Origin of the sequence: Streptomyces sp. SP18BB07 (assembly GCF_036322545.1) — a bacterium.
GTDB lineage: Bacteria > Actinomycetota > Actinomycetes > Streptomycetales > Streptomycetaceae > Streptomyces > Streptomyces deccanensis.
The window spans coordinates 192,656-211,131 of the sequence record NZ_JAQYWT010000319.1; the positions used below are offsets into that span (position 1 = coordinate 192,656).

Annotated in this window: 19 protein-coding genes and 1 riboswitch; of the genes, 7 read left to right on the forward strand and 12 right to left on the reverse strand. The window is 70.4% G+C overall.

Annotated features, from left to right (window positions below):
* Positions 1–141: 141 nt before the first annotated feature.
* Positions 142–1,047 (forward strand): NADP-dependent oxidoreductase, encoded by a 906-nt coding sequence (locus PUR53_RS22970; RefSeq protein WP_329909517.1) that lies wholly within the window; start codon positions 142–144, stop codon positions 1,045–1,047.
* Positions 1,048–1,138: 91 nt separating this feature from the next.
* Here the strand turns inward: PUR53_RS22970 and PUR53_RS22975 are convergent, their stop codons facing one another.
* Complete coding sequence (locus tag PUR53_RS22975) at positions 1,139–1,357, reverse strand: hypothetical protein (protein ID WP_329899968.1); 219 nt, start codon at positions 1,355–1,357, stop codon at positions 1,139–1,141.
* Positions 1,354–1,590 (reverse strand): hypothetical protein, encoded by a 237-nt coding sequence (locus PUR53_RS22980; RefSeq protein WP_443078240.1) that lies wholly within the window; start codon positions 1,588–1,590, stop codon positions 1,354–1,356. The genes PUR53_RS22975 and PUR53_RS22980 overlap by 4 nt, the downstream gene beginning before the upstream one ends.
* Before the next feature lie 116 nt (positions 1,591–1,706).
* Here PUR53_RS22980 and PUR53_RS22985 point away from each other — a divergent pair, with 116 nt between their 5' ends.
* From PUR53_RS22985 to PUR53_RS23000, 4 genes are all read left to right on the forward strand, one after another.
* Positions 1,707–2,546 carry a helix-turn-helix domain-containing protein gene (locus PUR53_RS22985; protein ID WP_329909518.1) on the forward strand — a complete coding sequence of 280 codons (840 nt, stop codon included), beginning with the start codon at positions 1,707–1,709 and terminating at the stop codon, positions 2,544–2,546.
* Positions 2,530–2,793, forward strand: coding sequence for a DUF397 domain-containing protein (locus tag PUR53_RS22990; RefSeq protein ID WP_329909519.1), 264 nt, complete (start codon positions 2,530–2,532; stop codon positions 2,791–2,793). The genes PUR53_RS22985 and PUR53_RS22990 overlap by 17 nt, the downstream gene beginning before the upstream one ends.
* A 48-nt stretch (positions 2,794–2,841) precedes the next feature.
* Positions 2,842–3,387 carry a DinB family protein gene (locus PUR53_RS22995; RefSeq protein WP_329899972.1) on the forward strand — a complete coding sequence of 182 codons (546 nt, stop codon included), beginning with the start codon at positions 2,842–2,844 and terminating at the stop codon, positions 3,385–3,387.
* 308 nt (positions 3,388–3,695) lie between these two features.
* On the forward strand, positions 3,696–4,547 hold the full coding sequence (locus tag PUR53_RS23000; protein ID WP_329909520.1) for a hypothetical protein: 852 nt from the start codon (positions 3,696–3,698) through the stop codon (positions 4,545–4,547).
* Positions 4,548–4,571: 24 nt separating this feature from the next.
* Here PUR53_RS23000 and PUR53_RS23005 read toward each other — a convergent pair whose 3' ends face one another.
* From PUR53_RS23005 to thrC, 7 genes are all read right to left on the reverse strand, one after another.
* Positions 4,572–6,110: a carboxylesterase/lipase family protein gene (locus PUR53_RS23005; RefSeq protein ID WP_329899973.1), complete on the reverse strand. Its 1,539-nt coding sequence runs from the start codon at positions 6,108–6,110 to the stop codon at positions 4,572–4,574.
* Between the two features lie 145 nt (positions 6,111–6,255).
* Positions 6,256–6,822 carry a superoxide dismutase family protein gene (locus PUR53_RS23010; RefSeq protein WP_329909522.1) on the reverse strand — a complete coding sequence of 189 codons (567 nt, stop codon included), beginning with the start codon at positions 6,820–6,822 and terminating at the stop codon, positions 6,256–6,258.
* Between the two features lie 203 nt (positions 6,823–7,025).
* Positions 7,026–8,168 carry an NADH:flavin oxidoreductase gene (locus PUR53_RS23015; RefSeq protein WP_329899975.1) on the reverse strand — a complete coding sequence of 381 codons (1,143 nt, stop codon included), beginning with the start codon at positions 8,166–8,168 and terminating at the stop codon, positions 7,026–7,028.
* 211 nt (positions 8,169–8,379) lie between these two features.
* Entirely contained in the window at positions 8,380–10,002 is a 1,623-nt protein-coding gene (groL, locus tag PUR53_RS23020) for a chaperonin GroEL (RefSeq protein WP_329899976.1), read from the reverse strand.
* A gap of 341 nt (positions 10,003–10,343) precedes the next feature.
* Positions 10,344–10,550 (reverse strand): cold-shock protein, encoded by a 207-nt coding sequence (locus tag PUR53_RS23025; RefSeq protein WP_005486335.1) that lies wholly within the window; start codon positions 10,548–10,550, stop codon positions 10,344–10,346.
* 462 nt (positions 10,551–11,012) lie between these two features.
* Complete coding sequence (locus PUR53_RS23030; RefSeq protein WP_033525955.1) at positions 11,013–11,288, reverse strand: ubiquitin-like small modifier protein 1; 276 nt, start codon at positions 11,286–11,288, stop codon at positions 11,013–11,015.
* 118 nt (positions 11,289–11,406) lie between these two features.
* On the reverse strand, positions 11,407–12,711 hold the full coding sequence (gene thrC, locus PUR53_RS23035) for a threonine synthase (RefSeq protein WP_329899977.1): 1,305 nt from the start codon (positions 12,709–12,711) through the stop codon (positions 11,407–11,409).
* 17 nt (positions 12,712–12,728) lie between these two features.
* Positions 12,729–12,885: riboswitch (SAM riboswitch) on the reverse strand.
* A 131-nt stretch (positions 12,886–13,016) separates the two neighbouring features.
* Here thrC and PUR53_RS23040 point away from each other — a divergent pair.
* Positions 13,017–13,961 carry a glucosyl-3-phosphoglycerate synthase gene (locus tag PUR53_RS23040; protein WP_329899978.1) on the forward strand — a complete coding sequence of 315 codons (945 nt, stop codon included), beginning with the start codon at positions 13,017–13,019 and terminating at the stop codon, positions 13,959–13,961.
* Positions 13,962–14,249: 288 nt separating this feature from the next.
* Positions 14,250–15,662: an alpha,alpha-trehalose-phosphate synthase (UDP-forming) gene (locus PUR53_RS23045; protein ID WP_329899979.1), complete on the forward strand. Its 1,413-nt coding sequence runs from the start codon at positions 14,250–14,252 to the stop codon at positions 15,660–15,662.
* A gap of 94 nt (positions 15,663–15,756) precedes the next feature.
* Here PUR53_RS23045 and otsB read toward each other — a convergent pair whose 3' ends face one another.
* From otsB to PUR53_RS23060, 3 genes are all read right to left on the reverse strand, one after another.
* Positions 15,757–16,617 carry a trehalose-phosphatase gene (gene otsB / locus PUR53_RS23050; RefSeq protein ID WP_329909590.1) on the reverse strand — a complete coding sequence of 287 codons (861 nt, stop codon included), beginning with the start codon at positions 16,615–16,617 and terminating at the stop codon, positions 15,757–15,759.
* Between the two features lie 26 nt (positions 16,618–16,643).
* Complete coding sequence (locus tag PUR53_RS23055; RefSeq protein ID WP_329909523.1) at positions 16,644–16,871, reverse strand: DUF3263 domain-containing protein; 228 nt, start codon at positions 16,869–16,871, stop codon at positions 16,644–16,646.
* Between the two features lie 257 nt (positions 16,872–17,128).
* Positions 17,129–18,379, reverse strand: coding sequence for an ABC transporter substrate-binding protein (locus PUR53_RS23060; protein ID WP_329899980.1), 1,251 nt, complete (start codon positions 18,377–18,379; stop codon positions 17,129–17,131).
* Between the last annotated feature and the right edge of the window lie 97 nt (positions 18,380–18,476).

Consider the following 18,476-nt stretch of genomic DNA (forward strand, 5'->3'; position numbering starts at 1 on the left):
CTTGGTATCCAGTTGGTGACCGACCTTCTGGATATCTTCCGAAGCGTCGGTTCAGCGGGACGTATTCCGAGGACGGACAGGACCGTCGACGGACGTCGAACGAACACCCTCATTTCGATCTACAAGGTAAGGCAGGACATTATGCGCGCAGCCCGCTTCCATGCATACGGCGGAGCGGAGAGCCTGGTGATCGAGCAGGCCCCCGACCCCCACCCGGGACCCGGTGAGATCCGGGTCCGCGTCGCGGCGGCCGGCGTCAATCCCATCGACTGGAAGCTGCGCGCCGGCATCCTGAGCCAGGTGATTCCCCTGGAGCTGCCCGCCATTCCCGGGCGCGACGCCGTCGGCGTGGTCGACGAAATCGGTGACGGAGTGCAGGGGGTGAGCATCGGCGACCGCGTTTTCGGGCTGGGCGGTGTCACCGGCGCGACCGCGGAGCTGGTCATCCTCTCGGCCTGGGCCCACGCCCCCGACACATGGAACGATGAGCAGGCCGCGGGCGCCGGTCTCGCGTCCGTGACCGCGATGCGCGGCCTGAACGCGCTCGGCTCCCTGGCGGGGCGCACCCTTCTCGTCGAGGGCGCCGCCGGGGGCGTGGGCAGCGCGGCAGTCGAGATAGCCGTGGCACAAGGTGCCACCGTGATCGGGACGGCCAGCGAACGCAACCACGAGTTCCTCACCTCTCTCGGCGCCGTTCCCACCACCTACGGCCCCGACCTCGCGCAGCGCCTCTCCGCTCTCGCTCCGCACGGCGTCGACATCGCGCTCGACACCGCGGCCTCCGGATCCCTGGACGACCTCGTCGCGATCACGGGCGACCCGACACGCGTCGCGACGGTCGCCGACCACGCAGGCGGGCAGCGCCTGGGCACGCATGTGGTCAACGCGGAGAACGACTCCACCCTCCTGTCCGCCGCCGCGGAACTGGGCCGGCAAGGCCGCTACACACCCCGTATCGAACAGACCTACCTCCTGGAGCGGATCGCCGACGCCCACGCGCACGCCGAGCGCGGACGTACACGCGGAAAGATCGTGATCTGCGTCTGAGAAATGAGCCGTTCTGACGGCCGGCGGGTGAGGCGGCGGGTCATGGGCACCCAGCGAGAGGGACGCCTTCGCCCCGATCGCCACCAAGCGCTCAACACGGCAGCCGTCCCTCCGCGTTGACCCGCCGCACCCGGGCCCGCAGCACCTCCCCCGGCGTGGCCTCGCGCAGCGACCCCGGCGGGCAGTCCCACTCGCGCCCGCCCTCAACCGGCCGCAACTGCACGTAACCACCCTCGCGCCCCATCACCTCACCGAGCCGCCCGTCCCGTACGTCCACGGCGTACGACCGCGAGCCCTGCGGGGCGGTCACGTCTCGGCCGCCTTGCGCAGCACGGCGGCGAGCTTGGCGGCGACCTGGAGGTTGCAGCGGCCCAACTCGACCAGCGGGTACGGCAGTTCACTGGCGCCGGTGATCGGGTCGACGCGCAGGGACGGCAGGATGATCCCGACACCGCGCAGGGCCTGGTCGAGCTGCTCCACGGCGTCCTCGGTCGAGAACGCGGAGTTGCGGCGCCGCCGCCCGTTCACCGCTCTGTTCTTCACGTCGCCCATTCCTCCACGCTGGGTTCCCGATTCACCACACAGCGTGTCCGACACCGCCCTAACCTGGCCAGATACGACGCCCCAACAGGGGGACTGCTGGACAGGGAGCAAGGGCCATGCCCGGACCGAAGGATCTCGACCCGTCGTCATCACCGCGAGCGATGCTGGGCGCCGAGCTGCGCCACGCGCGGGAACGGGCGGGGCTCAGCCAGGAGGAGCTGGGCATGCAGTTGTTCGTGAGCGGGTCGTTCGTGGGGCAACTGGAGGCGGCGGTACGGCGGTTACAGCCGGAGATCGCCCGCCTCATCGATGTTGCCCTGGACACGGGGGACTTCTTCCTACGAAACTGCCAGGCCACCGCCAAGTCCAAGTACCCGGAACACTTCGCGGAAGCGGCGGACGCGGAGGCGGAGGCCACCGAGATCAGGGAGTATGCGCCGCTGCTGATCCCCGGGTTGCTCCAGACAGCGGAGTACGCACGGGCCGTGTTCCGCGCGTACCAGCCGACGGCACCGCAGAAGGTGATCAACGAGCTGGTGGCGGCCAGAGTGGAGCGCGTTCACATTCTCGACGACCCAGCAGATCCTTTGTTGTGGGTGGTCCTGGACGAGGCCGCGTTGCGTCGCACCACGGGCGGGCCCAAGGTGATGGCCGAGGCCCTACGCCACATCGCCGGGATGATCCATCAGAGCCGGGCGATCGTGCAGGTGCTGCCGTTCAGCTCCGGTGCCCACGCGTCGATGGAGGGCTCCATCAAGTTGATGGACTTCACGGAGGCGCCCCCGCTCGTCTACTACGAGGGTGTCGGCACCGGCCGCCTGGAAGATGACCCCGCCACTGTCCGCTATCAGCGGCGCACCTTCGAGTTCCTCGCGGCCGCCGCGCTGCCGCCAGAGAACTCCCTGGTCATGCTCGAATCGATGGCCCAGGATTATGCGCATGAGGAGCATTCCTGAGTACGACCTGGGCTCGGCCATCTGGCACAAGTCCAGCTACAGCGGCGGCAGTGGCGGCAACTGCCTGGAGGTTGCCCGCTGGCACAAGTCGAGCTACAGCGGCGGCGACGGCGGCAACTGCCTCGAAGTCACCCTCGCCCACCCCACCCACATCCCCGTGCGCGACTCCAAGACCCCCCACGGCCCGAAGCTCGTGTTCCGGGCGGAGAGTTGGTCCCTGTTCATCGAGGAACTGAAGCGCGACTGACCCGCGAGGAGGTCAGGATCTGACCTACATGATTCCTACTGTGGGGGCATGAACACAACGACGCACACCCCCGCCCCCACCCTGCCCACCGGCGAGCGCGCCGACCTGCTGGAAACCCTCGCCAAGCAGCGCCACTTCCTCCGCTTCACCACCCGTGACCTCACCGACGAGCAGGCCGGACAGCGCACCACGGCCAGCGAACTCTGTCTCGGCGGCCTGATCAAACACGTCACGTCGGTGGAACGGAACTGGGCGGCGTTCATCGTGGACGGCCCCTCGACGATGCCCGACTTCACCGCCATGACCGAGGCCGACTGGGCCAAGCGCGCCGACGAGTTCCGCATGCTGCCCGGCGAGACGCTGGCCGGCGTGCTCGCGGACTACGCCGAGGTGGCCGACCGGACCGACGAACTCGTGGCCACGCTGCCCGATCTGAACGCGTCGCACCCGCTGCCGAAGGCCCCGTGGTTCGAGGGGGAGGCGAGCTGGTCGGCCCGCAGGGTGCTGCTGCACATCGCCGCCGAGACCGCGCAGCACGCCGGTCACGCGGACATCATCCGGGAGTCCCTGGACGGGTCGAAGAGCATGGGCTGACACCCGGACGAAGCCGGCCCCGAAGCTCAAGCCATCAGCCCCGAGTGCTCCTTTTTGGAATGGGAATGGGCCTCAACCCACCCTCCCACCCGGCAAGTTGACGGCACGCGTTCGAGTTGCCACGCACCGTGACGATGCTGATACGGTGCCCGCAGACGAAACAGCCCCCGCCAGGTGCTACCAACACCTGCGGGGGCTTGACCTACGAGATCGAAGAAACTCGGAGTTCGATCCCCATGGCTGTTGCCAACTCTAGTGCCGCCTCCCTGCCCGCGCACGCGGACCCGCACCCTCCGCGCCCCCATCCCATGGCCTCCCCCGGCTACGGCAAGCGAGCCACCCCCGGCCAACACCCGCGCACGGCCCACGACTTCGCCGCCCTCCCACCCCGCGAGGCAGCGATCGCCGCGTACATCGACCGCCTCCCCGACGGCGCCGACATCAGCGTGAAGACGCTGGCCAAGGAGCTGCCGTACGGCCAATGTGCCCTGCGCACGGCCCTCAACAGGATCCAGGACGCGGGTCACTTGCGCCGGGGCCGCGAGCACCTGACGACCAAGTCGGGTACGGCGCAGTGGATCACCCGAACGTGGTTCTCCCGTACCGCGCGCGACGACACCTGGTGGGCGAGGTTCACCCGGGGTGACGTACCCGAAGAGGAGCCGGACCGAGCCCGCCCCACCCGCTCCCGCGCCCACATCCTGCTCGCCGCCCTCGGCCGTACGGCCCCGGCCCTGTCCCTCTCCCAGGCCGACTGCGCGGCTCTGGCCCCGCTCCTGATGCCGTGGTTCGAGCGCGGCGCCACGGACGAATCCGTACGCCGGGCCCTCACCAGCGGCCTCCCCACCCCCGTCCACAGCCCGGCCGCCCTCATCCGCACCCGCCTACGCGACAAACTCCCCCCAGAGCCCGTACCGACACCCGAACCGGCACCCGCACCCACTCCCCTCCGCATGCTGGAATGCGCCCACTGCCGCACCCCGGGCCGCCCGGAAGCCCTACCGGGCGGCGTCTGCGGCGCCTGCCGAGGCGAACGCACTCCGGCCCGCCACCCCAACGCGCCCCTTTCCTCCTCCACGATCCACTCCCGCGCGGCGGAGATCCGCGCGGCGATGCACCGGCAACGGCAAGCACAGAAGCTCAAGGACTACGCCGACTGACCGCCGCACCCCGACACCGCACACTCATCGCAGCAGCGGCAGCGCCCTGAACTCGTGCCCTTCCCACAGCCGCCGCGAGGCCTCCTCCGGGTACGGCCTCACCTCCGGCTCCACATCCAGCACCTGCGTCAGCCGACCGCCGTCCCTCCCGTCGTACGCCGGCCAGCCCGGCTCCCCCGTCCGCGCGAACGCCGTCCACGACGTCTGGAAACGGTCGGTCAGCGCCCTGGCCTCCGGCGGGACCCCGCTGCCCGCGAACAGCAGCTGCCCGAGGTCCGCCTCGTACGTGCCGAACAGCAGCGGGATGTCCAGGCCGTGGCACGCGCCGAGCGCACCCCCGTAGCCCGGGGCCGGCCAGGTCAGCTCGTAGAGGTGCGCCCGGCCGCCGCCCGCGACCTGCGCCTCGGCCAGTCGCAGGGTGGGCATGTTGAACAGCCAGTCCGTCTGCACGCGGGCGTAGAGCGCGCTCGGCGTGGCGTCCGGGTAGACCGCGCGATAGGCGCGCGCGCCGTCCGGGCCCGGCGCGAACGTACGCAGCGCCCACTCCGCCCGGTCCTCGCCGATCTTGTCGAGCTGACCGCCGAGGACGAGGAACAGCTGGAACTCGTCCCGGTTGTGCCCGGCCATCAGTTCCACGTCCCGGGCCGCGCCGGCCGCCAGCGCCTCCCAGGGGGTGCACGGCAGCACCTCGCCGTCGACGACCGGCGAGAAGGGCGTGACCGTGGGGGCGACCTGGCCCCACCGGTCCTCGTACTTCCCCATCCGCGCCCCCAACGCCTCACCCGCCGCCGTGAGTTCACGCGGGTCGACGGCGGACAGGGCGTCGGCCGTCGGCGGCAGGCCCGCCTCCTCGGCTATCTCGGCCGCGATGTCCCGGGCGAGTTCGTCGGAGAAGAAGGTGCCGGGCACGCTCTGCGCGATGGCCCGCCGGAACAGACCCCGGGCCCTCGGCATGGCCAGCAGCGAGGCGGCGGACCCGGCACCCGCCGACTCCCCGAAGACCGTGACCTGCCCAGGGTCCCCGCCGAACGCCGTGATGTTGTCCCGCACCCACTCCAGCGCGGCGACCTGGTCCAGCAGGCCCCGGTTCGCGGGCGCCCCGTCGAAGCTCGCGAAGCCCTCGATGCCGACGCGGTAGTTGAAGCTGACGACGACCAGATCGCCGGCGCGCGCGAGGTGCCGCGCGTCGTAACCGGGGCTGCCGGATTGGCCGAGCTTGTAGGCACCGCCGTAGATCCACACCATCACCGGTCGGCGTGCGGCCGGATCCGCCTCGGGTGTCCACACGTTGACGGTCAGCCAGTCGTCGCCCGCCGCGCCCGCGGGCACGTCCAGCGTGCCCGTACGACCCTGGAAGCCCGACTCCTGCGGGGGCGGCGGGCCGAAGGCGTACGCCTCCCGGGTCCCCTCCCAGGCCGGCGCGGGCCGGGGCGCGCCGAACCGGGCCTCCCCCACCGGCGGTTCGGCGAACGGGATCCCCCGGAAGACGGTGAGCCCGCCCTCCTCCCGCCCGCGCACGGCACCGGCCACGGTGCGTACGACTAGTCCATCGGCTGAGGTCATGCGTCGACTCCTCACGGGTGCGGAAGCGGTTGCCCGGCTCACTCGAACCACAAGCTTGCCTAAATCAACCAACTGACGTCCGCACCCGTGAGTTCCCGGGGCCGTTCCCCGGATGTCAGCACCGTGGGTCGCCGACCCGGGACTCCTACTTGAACGGCACGTTCACGCAGGCCAGCCGCGCCCCGGCCGTCCCCGCGTGCCCCTCGTGCGTGGAGGTGGCCGCCGCGTGCAGGACCACCGAACGGGCCCCGCCGTCCCGGAACCGCCAGTCGACGGTGGCGATCGAACGCGCCGAACCGTCCTCGTTCGTCCGCACGTCCAGCCACACCTCGTTCTCGGGGTTGGCGTACGCGGGGTCGACGGACGGCTGCTTCGGGTCCAGCTCGTCCTGGTAGTGCGGCCCGGCGTCGGCGGGCAGCTCGCCGCAGGGCTTGGTGTGGACGTGGGCGCCGTAGACACGGTTCGCGGCGAGGTCCCGCAGCCGCAGCTCGATCCGTGTACCGCCGTCGCGCCGCAGCTCCTCCTTGACCTGCACCCGCCCGGCGACCGGCACCAGCGCGGTGTCGTAGGTGACGGCCGGCGCCACGTCGGCGGTGGCGGCCGGGGCGAACACGGTCTCGACGACGGTGTCACCGGTACCGGCCGTGGCAGCCACGCCGAGACCAGCGGCGAGGGCGAGGGCGAGTGGGGGAGCGAGCTTGCGTCGTGCCATGGGGAGTCCTGCCCGATTCACGGAGGAGGTGGGGGGAGGTAGTGCGATCATCAGCAAATCGGCGCCCCAACTACCGGATGAATCACCGGAGTTGGGGCGCCGATGGCGCTGTGCGCACGACCCTACAACCGCTCAGCGGCAACTCGGCCGAGCGAACCACGACCGAACGGCCCTCGACCGAGCGAACTTCAGCCGAGCGAACCTCAGCTGAGCGAACCCAACGCCGACGGCTCGAACGTCTTCAGCTCGTCGAAGCGGCCGCCGAGCACCTTCGCCGCCCACTCGGGGTCCTGGAGCAGCGCACGGCCCACGGCGACGAGGTCGAACTCCTCGGCCTCCAGACCGTCCAGCAGGTCGTCGATCCCCTTCGTCGTCGCCGCCTCGCCGGTGAACGCGGCGAGGAACTCCCCGTCCAGACCGACCGAGCCGACCGTGATGGTGGGCTTGCCGGTGAGCTTCTTCGTCCAGCCCGCGAGGTTCAGCTCGGAACCCTCGAACTCCGCCTGCCAGTAACGGCGCGTGGACGCGTGGAAGGCGTCGACCCCGGCCGCCACCAGCGGACTCAGCACCGCCTCCAGCTCCTTGGGCGTCTCGGCGAGGCGCGCGTCGTACGCCTCCTGCTTCCACTGCGAGTAGCGGAAGATGACGGGGAAGTCGGCGGACACGGAGTCCCGTACGGCGGCCACGATCTCCGCCGCGAACTTCGTCCGGGCGACCGGGTCACCGCCGTAGGCGTCCGTACGGCGGTTGGTGCGCTCCCAGAGGAACTGGTCGACGAGGTAGCCGTGGGCGCCGTGGATCTCGACGCCGTCCATGCCGATGCGCTCGGCCTCGGCGGCGGACTTGGCGAAGGCCGCGATGACCTCGTCGATGTCGGCCTGGGTCATGGCCCGGCCGCCCTCGGCCGGGGTGCCGTCGACCCGCAGCCCGGAGGGGCCGAACACGGGCGCCTCGGGGAAGAGCTTGCCCTGCTGCCGGACGGTCCCGATGTGCCACAGCTGCGGCACGATCGTGCCGCCCCCGGCGTGCACGGCCTCCACGACCTTCGCCCACCCCGCGAGCTGCTCCTCACCGGCGAACCTGGGCACCCGGTCGAGATCCCCCGCCGTCTCGTGCCCGACATACGTCCCCTCGGTCACGATCAGGCCGACGCCCGCGGCGGCCCGCCGCCCGTAGTACGAGGCCACATCCGCCCCCGGCACCCCACCGGGCGAGAACGTCCGCGTCATGGGCGCCATCGCGATCCGGTTGGGGATGGTCAGCCCGTTGATCGTGACGGGCCGGGACAGCACCTCGGCGGCACGGGAGGTGGAACCAGTGGTGGGGGCGGTGGAAGCGGTGGTCACGTGGGGACTCCTGAGAAAGGGGAGACGAGAGCAGGATGCATTCCATGCGCACGCATATAGCGATGCCTTCTCGCACAACCGCCCCTCCCGCCCCGGAATTCCACCCCCACACCCCCGCCCGCTGTGACCCCGGACACGCCCGAGGGCGGCACCCCCTGCGTCCAGGGGGTGCCGCCCTCGGTACTGAAGGACGGTGATCGACCGGGGTCGATCAGAAGTCCATGTCACCGCCCGGCATGCCGCCGCCGGCGGGCGCGGCGGCCTTCTCCGGCTTGTCGGCGATGACGGCCTCGGTGGTGAGGAAGAGCGCGGCGATGGAGGCGGCGTTCTGCAGGGCAGAGCGGGTCACCTTCGCCGGGTCGATGATGCCCTCGGCGATCATGTCGACGTACTCACCGGTCGCGGCGTTCAGGCCGTGGCCGACGGGAAGGTTGCGCACCTTCTCGACGATGACGCCACCCTCAAGGCCACCGTTGACGGCGATCTGCTTGAGCGGGGCCTCCAGGGCGAGCTTCACGGCGTTGGCGCCGGTCGCCTCGTCACCCTCCAGGTCCAGCTTCTCGAAGACCGTGGAGGCCTGGAGCAGGGCCACGCCACCACCGGCGACGATGCCCTCCTCGACGGCCGCCTTCGCGTTGCGAACGGCGTCCTCGATGCGGTGCTTGCGCTCCTTGAGCTCCACCTCGGTCGCGGCACCGGCCTTGATGACGGCCACGCCGCCCGCGAGCTTCGCCAGGCGCTCCTGGAGCTTCTCGCGGTCGTAGTCCGAGTCGCTGTTCTCGATCTCGGCGCGGATCTGGTTGACCCGGCCCTGGACCTGGTCGGTGTCACCGGCACCGTCGACGATGGTGGTCTCGTCCTTGGTGATGACGACCTTGCGGGCGCGGCCCAGGAGGTCCAGGGTCGCGTTCTCCAGCTTGAGGCCGACCTCCTCGGAGATGACCTCGCCGCCCGTGAGGATGGCGATGTCGCCGAGCATGGCCTTGCGGCGGTCACCGAAGCCCGGGGCCTTGACGGCGACGGACTTGAAGGTGCCACGGATCTTGTTGACGACCAGGGTCGACAGGGCCTCGCCCTCGACGTCCTCGGCGATGATCAGCAGCGGCTTGCCGCCCTGCATGACCTTCTCCAGGAGCGGGAGCAGGTCCTTGACGTTGGTGACCTTGGAGTTGGCGATGAGGATGTAGGGGTCCTCCAGGACCGCCTCCATGCGCTCCATGTCGGTCGCGAAGTACGCCGAGATGTAGCCCTTGTCGAAGCGCATGCCCTCGGTGAGCTCGAGCTCCAGACCGAAGGTCTGCGACTCCTCGACGGTGATGACGCCTTCCTTGCCGACCTTGTCCATGGCCTCGGCGATGAGCTCGCCGATCTGGGTGTCGGCGGCGGAGATGGAGGCGGTGGAGGCGATCTGCTCCTTGGTCTCGACCTCCTTGGCCTGGTCGAGCAGCGCACCGGAGACGGCCTCGACGGCCTTCTCGATGCCGCGCTTGAGGGCCATCGGGTTGGCGCCGGCGGCTACGTTGCGCAGGCCTTCCCTGACCAGGGCCTGGGCGAGAACGGTCGCGGTGGTCGTACCGTCACCGGCGACGTCGTCCGTCTTCTTGGCGACTTCCTTGACCAGCTCGGCGCCGATCTTCTCGTACGGGTCCTCGAGCTCGATCTCCTTGGCGATGGAGACACCATCGTTGGTGATCGTGGGGGCGCCCCACTTCTTCTCGAGGACGACGTTCCGGCCCTTGGGGCCGAGCGTCACCTTGACGGCGTCCGCGAGCTGGTTCATGCCGCGCTCGAGGCCGCGCCGCGCCTCCTCGTCGAACGCGATGATCTTGGCCATGTGAAGTGGTCCCTCCAGGACTGGGGGTGATTCCTTCGGACCGCGCCCGCGCCCGCGACGGACGGCTCGCCTGCCTCGTGGTTCCTTGCCCCACCCGGCCTGCGGGCCTCACCGACCCGGTCCTTCGTTGTCACTCTCACCTTCAGAGTGCTAACGCCAATGATTAGCACTCGGCATGGTCGAGTGCAAGCGGCTCTCGATGATCCGCAGGTGAACGCACCCGCGCGCCCCCGTCGGCAGCCCTCCGGCCGGGCACACAAGAGGGCTCGCACCCCGGTGCGGGGTGCGAGCCCTCCTATGAAGAACGAAGAACGTCGCTGCGTGGAACCCGGCGCGTTACTTCAGCCGGCCGCGAGTCGGACCATGTCCGCCTGCGGCCCCTTCTGACCCTGCGAGATCTCGAACTCGACCCGCTGGCCCTCTTCCAGGGTGCGGTAACCGTCCATCTGGATCGCGCTGTAGTGGACGAATACATCCGCACCACCGTCGACCGCGATGAAGCCGTACCCCTTCTCCGCGTTGAACCACTTGACGGTGCCCTGAGCCATGCCTAACTCCCCTATTACTGGCCCTTGCACAGATCCGCACTTCGCGGATCCGGGTCAGACCTCACCCCCCAACGGTTGGGGGTGTGCGCCGGAACGCGTCGACCGCGGCCGAATGTATCTGTCCAACTGCCCTCTGCAACAGGTCAATCGGACGAGAATTCTGGACACGACCGGTCGGGAATGTACGAACAATTCGCCCGAATTCAGGGCAAGTCGGGCCCCACAAAGGGAACGAAATGCGCAAAAGGCATGCCCACTTTGGCTACTTCATATAGGGCGTGCGGCGCGATCACATATGCGCCCGGCAAGGAATCACTACGGTGATCGGACCGGGTTCCCCAACTCTACAGTGCTCAACCATAGAGAATTGCCCCCTCCGCTTCTCTCACGGAGGGGGCAATTCGATGAACTCTCGGTAATCGAAGTTACCGACGGTTACTACCGACCGGTACGGAGCGGCGGTCAGCCACCGGCGACCGCGGGAATGATCGACACACCCGCACCGTCCGGCGTGGCCGTCTCCAGCCCCTGCTCGAACCGGACATCGTCGTCATTCACGTACACATTCACGAACCGCCGCAACTTGCCCTGGTCGTCCAGAACCCGGGCGGCGATCCCGTTGTGGTTCTTCTCCAGATCGGCGATGACCTCCCCGAGGGTGGCACCCTCGGCACTCACCTCGGCCTGCCCACCGGTGTAGGTGCGAAGGATGGTGGGGATGCGGACGTTGACGCTCACGATGGGACCTCCGGTCAGCTGATGCTTTTAAGGGGCGCGGGGCTGTACTGGATATGCGGCTACCGCCGCGCGGGCGCGACCAGCCCCCACAGCCCCGCAGACGAACGACTACCAGCCCTTACACAAGACCGGCCTCACGGAACGAATCAAGGCTGGGCCGAATGGTCGCGGTCAGCCCGGTACCGGCCACCGCGTCCAGCGTCTTGAGACCGTCACCGGTGTTGAGCACGACCGTGGTGAGCGTCGGGTCCAGCAGCCCGTCCTCGATCAGCTTCTTCGTCACACCCACGGTCACCCCACCGGCGGTCTCCGCGAAGATCCCCTCGGTCCGCGCGAGCAGCTTGATCGCCTCGACGACCTGCTCGTCCGTGACGTCCTCCACGGCCCCACCGGTCCGCCGCGCGATGTCCAGCACATACGGCCCGTCCGCCGGGTTGCCGATCGCGAGCGACTTGGCGATGGTGTTCGGCTTCTGGGGGCGCACCACGTCGTGCCCGGCCTTGAAGGCCACCGACACCGGCGAGCACCCCTCGGCCTGCGCACCGAAGATCTTGTACGGCTTGTCCTCGACGAGCCCGAGCTTGATCAGCTCCTGCAGCCCCTTGTCGATCTTCGTGAGCTGCGACCCGGAGGCGATCGGCACGACCAGCTGGTCCGGGAGCCGCCAGCCGAGCTGCTCGCAGATCTCGTACGCGAGGGTCTTGGAGCCCTCCGCGTAGTACGGCCGCAGGTTGACGTTCACGAAGCCCCAGCCCTCGCCGGCCGGGTCGCCGATCAGCTCGGAGCAGAAGCGGTTCACGTCGTCGTAGTTGCCCTCGATGCCGACGAGCTCGCCGCCGTACACCGCGGCCATGACGACCTTGCCCTGCTCCAGGTCGTGCGGGATGAACACACAGGACCGGAAGCCGGCGCGGGCGGCGGCGGCGCCGACGGCACCGGCCAGGTTGCCCGTGGAGGAGCAGGAGAGGGTGGTGAAGCCGAAGGCGCGGGCCGCCTCCAGGGCCTGGGCGACGACGCGGTCCTTGAAGGAGTGCGTCGGGTTGCCGGAGTCGTCCTTGACGAAGAGCTTGCCGGCGTCGACACCGAGCGCGGCGGCCAGGTTGTCGGCCTTGACGAGCTGGGTCCAGCCGGGGTTGATGTTCGGCTTGTCGGCGACGTCGGCCGGAACGGGCAGCAGGGGCGCGTAACGCCAGATGTTCGCGGGCCCGGACTCGATCGTCTTCCGCAGCTCCTCCGTCTCGTAGGCGGAGTAGTCGTACGCGATCTCGAGGGGCCCGAAACACTCCTCGCAGGCGAAGACCGGTCCGAGGGGGACGCGGTGACCGCACTCACGACAGCTCAGCGCGGCGGCGGGGCCGAGGTCTACCGTGGAACCCGTGGAGGCGGAGGATTCGGTGGTGCTTGCAACAGTCTGCGCAGCCATGGAGGCGAGGCCCTTTCTCCTCATCTTCCTCACGACGCACTTCGCCGTGAGACGGATTTGGCACCTTCCCTAGCCGGGAGCCTCGCGACGCGATCGACAGTGATCACTACGAGACCGGCTGGAGGGTTGCCGGGGCTTCATCGGGCCGTATCCCTCTGCCCCTCTGGATGAGCGGTATTTGGTTGTATACGCCGACGAGCCGCGACATGCGATGGTCACCAGCGTTGTCCAAGACTGTAACCGAAGGCCAGGACAGTTGAGAGAGCCGTCCGAACCGCGAGATGAACGCAGAGGAGCCGCGCACTGTGCTGAAGGAAGTCGAGCGCTGGCTGAACACCCGCTCCTGGTCCATGGCCGACCGCCCGCTCCACCGGATCATGGCCGCGAAACGAGCCACGGGACAGACGGTCAGCGTCGTCCTGCCCGCGCTGAACGAGGAGGAGACGGTCGGCGACATCGTCGCGATCATCCGCCATGACCTCATGCGGCAGGTCCCGCTCGTCGACGAGATCGTGGTCGTCGACTCCGGCTCGACGGACCGGACCTCGCAGGTCGCGGCCGCCGCCGGGGCGCGGGTCGTCCACCGCGACGCGATCCTGCCCCGTATCCCGGCCGTGCCCGGCAAGGGCGAGGTGCTGTGGCGGTCGCTGATGGTGACGTCCGGCGACATCGTCTGCTTCATCGACGCGGACCTCAGGGAGTTCTCGTCGGACTTCGTCTCCGGGATCGTCGGCCCGCTGCTCACCGATCCCGGTGTCGACCTCGTCAAGGCGATGTACGACCGGCCCCTTGGCTCGGCCGCCGGGCAGGGCGGCCGTGTGACCGAACTCATGGCCCGCCCCCTCCTCAACATGCACTGGCCCCAGCTGGCCGGCTTCGTCCAGCCGCTCGGCGGCGAGTACGCGGCACGGCGCTCGCTCCTGGAGCGGCTGCCGTTCCCGGTGGGCTACGGCATCGAGCTGGGCATGCTGGTCGACGCGCTCCACCTGGTCGGCCTCGACGCGCTGGCCCAGGTCGACGTGGGCGTCCGCAAACACCGCCACCAGGACGGGGCGGCGCTGGGCCGTATGTCCGCGGCGATCTACCGCACGGCTCAGCTGCGGCTGGCGCGGGGGCACCTGATCCGGCCGGTGCTGACGCAGTTCGAGCGGGGGCGGGAGGGGTTCGAGCCGCGCACGTATTCGGTGGACCTGGAGGAGAGGCCGCCGATGGTGCAGATCGAGGAGTACGTGCAGCGAAAGGCGGCGTGAGGGGGTGGGGGGTGCCTGTTTCGTCGCCGGGTGCGGGTAGGTGGGGGCTGATCGCGCAGTTCCCCGCGCCCCTGAAAAGCCGGGGCTGCGCCCCGTGCTTTTCAGGCCCGCAGGGCCGTGGTCTTTCAGGCCCGCAGGGGCCTGGTCTTTCAGGGGCGCGGGGAACTGCGCGAGACGCCCCACCGGGCCGCACCCGCCGACGCATCCGCACCCCCCACCCCATCAGGCGCCCGGTACACGGCCGCACCCCACGTTTGACCGGCGGAGCCCTTGGCTAGGTTGTGCCGTATGGCATCGACGCACAGCGCGCGGATCCTCGTCGCCTCCAACCGCGGCCCCATCACGTACACGGAGGACGAATCCGGCGCCCTCACAGCGAAGCGCGGCGGCGGCGGCCTCGTCTCGGGGCTCTCCGCGATCGACTCGGAGGCAGGCGCCGTCTGGGTCTGCTCCGCCCTCGGCGACGGCGACCGCGAGGCCGTACGCCGCGGTGTCGGCGAGCCCGGCGTCCGCATGCTCGACATCCCCGCCGACGTGCACCACGACGCGTACAACGGCGTCGCCAACTCCACGCTGTGGTTCGTGCACCACATGCTCTACCAGACCCCGCTGGAACCGTCCTTCGACGCGGAGTTCCGGCGCCAGTGGGCGTCGTACGAGACGTACAACCGCGCCTTCGCCGAGGCGCTCGCGCAGGAGGCGGCGGACGGCGCGGCCGTGCTCGTGCAGGACTACCACCTGACCCTGGTCCCCCGGATGCTCCGCGAACTCCGCCCCGACCTGCGGATCGGCCACTTCTCCCACACCCCGTGGGCGCCCGTCGACTACTTCCGGCTGCTCCCCGACGACATCGCCGCGCAGGTCCTCGACGGCATCCTCGGCGCCGACCGGGCCGCGTTCCTCACCCGGCGGTGGGCGGACGCGTTCACCGAGTGCGCCCGCGCCGTCCTCGGCCCCGACGCCGCGTCCGGCACCCGGATCGGCGTGCACGGCCTGGGCGCCGACGCGGACTTCCTGCGGGCCCGCGCCCACGAGGCGGACGTCGACGACCGCATGACCGCGCTGCGGGAGCAGATCGGTACGGCCCCCGACGGCACCCCGCGCCGTGCGATCGTCCGCGTCGACCGCACGGAACTCTCCAAGAACATCGTGCGCGGCCTGCACGCCTACCGGCAGCTCCTCGACGACCGGCCGACCTGGCGCGAGCGCGTCGTGCACCTCGCCCTCGCCTACCCGTCGCGGCAGGACCTCGCGGTGTACCGGGACTACATGGCCGAGGTCCAGCGGGTCGCGGACGACATCAACGAGCGGTACGGGACGCCGGGTTGGACCCCGGTCGTCCTCCACCTCAAGGACGACTTCGCCCGCTCCCTCGCGGCGTACCGGCTCGCCGACGTGGCCCTGGTGAACCCCATCCGGGACGGCATGAACCTCGTCGCCAAGGAGGTGCCGGTCGTCTCCGACGAGGGGTGCGCGCTGGTGCTGTCGCGGGAGGCCGGGGCGTACGAGGAACTGGGCGACGACTCGTTGGTGGTGAACCCGTACGACGTGGTGGGTACGGCGGCCGCCCTGCACGAGGCGTTGTCCCTGCCGGCGGCTGAGCGGGCGGAACGGACGAAGCGGCTCGCGGGGGCGGCGACCGCGTTGCCGCCCACGCGGTGGTTCCTGGATCAGCTGGAGGCGTTGGAGGGCGCCCAGTAGCTCGGGTGTTCGGGTTCGTTGGCGAGTGCGGGTCCGTCGTGGTTGCTCGCGCAGTTCCCCGCGCCCCTGTAGGGCAGGGGCTGCGCCCCCTGCCCTACACCTGCTCGGCGATGGCCGCGAGCAGGCGTACGACGCCTGCCGGGCCGTCGACCACCAGGTCCGCCCGCTCCGACACTTCGGTGACCTCCGTGCTGCCGCTGCAGACCAGCAGGCCCGGCGTGCCCTCGGCGCGGAGTTTCTCGACGGTGGCGAAGGCGGGGAGGTCGCCGAGGTCGTCGCCGGCATAGAGGACGGACTCGGCGGCGGTCTCCGTGAGGTGGTCGCGCAGAGCTACGCCCTTGTCCATGCCCGGAGGGCGGAGTTCGAGGACCAGCCGGCCGGGTTCGACGATGAGACCGTGGCGCGCGGCGAGGTCGGTCAGGGGCGTGCGCAGGGCCTCGAAGGCGGCCTGGGGGTCGGTGGCACGGCGGGTGTGGACGGCGACCGCGCGGCCCTTCTCCTCGATCCAGGCGCCGTCCCGGGCGCCGAGGCCGTCCAGCAGGCCGGGCAGCTCCGCGCGGACCGCGGCGACACCGGGGTGCGGGGCGGGAGCGCTGACGGTGCCGGTGGCGGCGTCCCAGCGTTCGGCGCCGTAGTGGCCGAGGACGACGAGGTGTTCCAGACCGGGGACGCCGGCGAAGCCGCCGTGGCGGACGGCGACGCTCGCGGGGCGGCCGGTCACCACGGCGACGGAGGCGACCTTGGGGGCGAGCGCGGCGAGCGCGGCGAGCGCGTCGGGGTGGGCGCGGGCCTGTTCGGGGTCGGGGACGATGGGGGCGAGGGTGCCGTCGAAGTCGAGGGCGATCACCGTACGGCCGGGTCGGTCGAGGATCGCTGCCAGTGCGTCCCGCCCGGCGGAGGTCACGGGTGTCGGCAAGGTGGCCCGGGGGTTCTCTGCGTCCTTGTGGCTGCCCATGGGGTCGACCCTATCCGTCCTGTCCGTCATCGCTCCTCGCGGCGGGCCTCTCTGACCCTTCGCAGCCGGTTGACGGTGACCGGGTCGTGGGCGAGGGCGCGGGGGTCGTCCAGCAGGGCGTTGAGCAGCTGGTAGTACCGCACGGGCGCGATGCCGAGCCGCTCCCTTATGGCCCGCTCCTTGGCCCCCGGCCCCTCCCACCCCTGCCGCTCCACGGCGAGGATGGCCTGTTCACGAGGCTCGAGCACGTCCATGGCACGACGGTAACGGAAGGGTGTGACAGGGCGCCCAGTAGCTCGGGGTTCGGGTGCGACGGCGACTGCGGGCCCGGTGGGGCTTCTCGCGCAGTTCCCCGCGCCCCTGAAAAGCAGGGGCTCCGCCCCGTGCTTTTCAGGCTCGCAGGGCCTGGTCTTTCAGGGGCGCGGGGAACTGCGCGAGAAGCCCCACCGGAGCCGCACCCGCCAACGCACCCGCACCCCGAGCTACTAGGCGCCCTCCCCCCAGCCGCACCCTATCCCTCCCGATCCGCCACAGTCGCCGTCTGCTGCAGTTGCTCCAGCACAACCCCCGGCTTCACCCCCGGCCGCACCGCCCGCCCGATCTGCTCCTTGACCGCCGCGCTGACATCCGCCCAGGACGTCTTGCCCACGGGCGGCAACGCGGCGTCGGGAAGCGCGTCGAGGAACGGCCCGAGGTCCGCGTCGTCGTCCGTGCCCGCCGCCATCGCCTCGGACGCGGACGCGGTCACCGGCAGCAGGTCGTACTCCCGGGAGAAGTCGAGCACGTTCTCGTCGCTGTAGACGAAGTCGAGGAAGTCACCGATCTCCTCCCCGTGGCCGTTCTGCTTGAAGGCCATCATCCAGTCGGCGACCCCCATGGTCGCGTGCTTCCGCCCGTCGTACCCCGGCATGGCGGCCGTCCCGTAGTCGACCCCCTCGTCGGCGGCCATCCGCATCAGGCTGGGGTGCCCGTTGAGCATCCCCACCTCCCCCCGCGCGAACGCCGCGAACGCGTCGGCCCGGTTGAGCTCCGCCGGCGCGGTCGGCCCGGTGAGCCCCTTGTCGACCAGCTTGTCCTTGAGCCAGGTGAAGGTCCGGACGTTGTCGTCGGAGTCGATCCGGTAGGTGCCGACGTTGTCGGTGTAGCCGGCGCCGCCGCTGAGCAGCCACTGCATCGTCTCGGCCTGGGCCTCCTCGGGCCCGAGCGGCAGCGCGTACGGGGTCTCGACACCGGCCGCGTCGAGGGCCGCGGCGTCGGCCGCCAGCTCGCTCCAGCTGCGCGGGGCGCCGTCGAGGCCCGCCTCGGCAAAGAGCTTCTTGTTGTAGAAGAGGACACGGGTCGACGCGGCGAACGGCATCCCGTACGCGACGCGCCGCACCTTGCCCGCGTCGGCAAGCTGGGGGAGGAAACCGGCCTGGACGGGGATGGAGAGCAGGTCGTCCACCTCGTAGAGCCGGTCGGCGGCGGCGTAGTCCGCGTAGGTGCCGGCCTGCGCCAGGTCGGGCGCTTCATCGGCGGCGACCATCTCCCTGACCTTGCGGTCGACGTCGTTCCAGGAGTGGACGGTGACGTCGACCGTGACGCCCGGGGTCTTCTTCTCGTACGCCTTCACGACCGCGTCCCAGTACTTCCGGGAGCTGTTGGCCTTGGAGTCGCCGTAGTCGGCGGCGACCAGCTTCAGGGTGACGCCGGGGCCGTCGGCCGCCGAGGCACCGCACCCCGCAAGCGTCGCCATCAGCCCCAGCGCGGACAGTGCCGCCATCCCGCTGTTCCTGACGCCGCTCTTCGTCCGCCGCTGCCGCTGTCGCACTCGTACTGCCCCAAACACATCGCGCTTGCCCCGCGTGGACCAGCCTGAG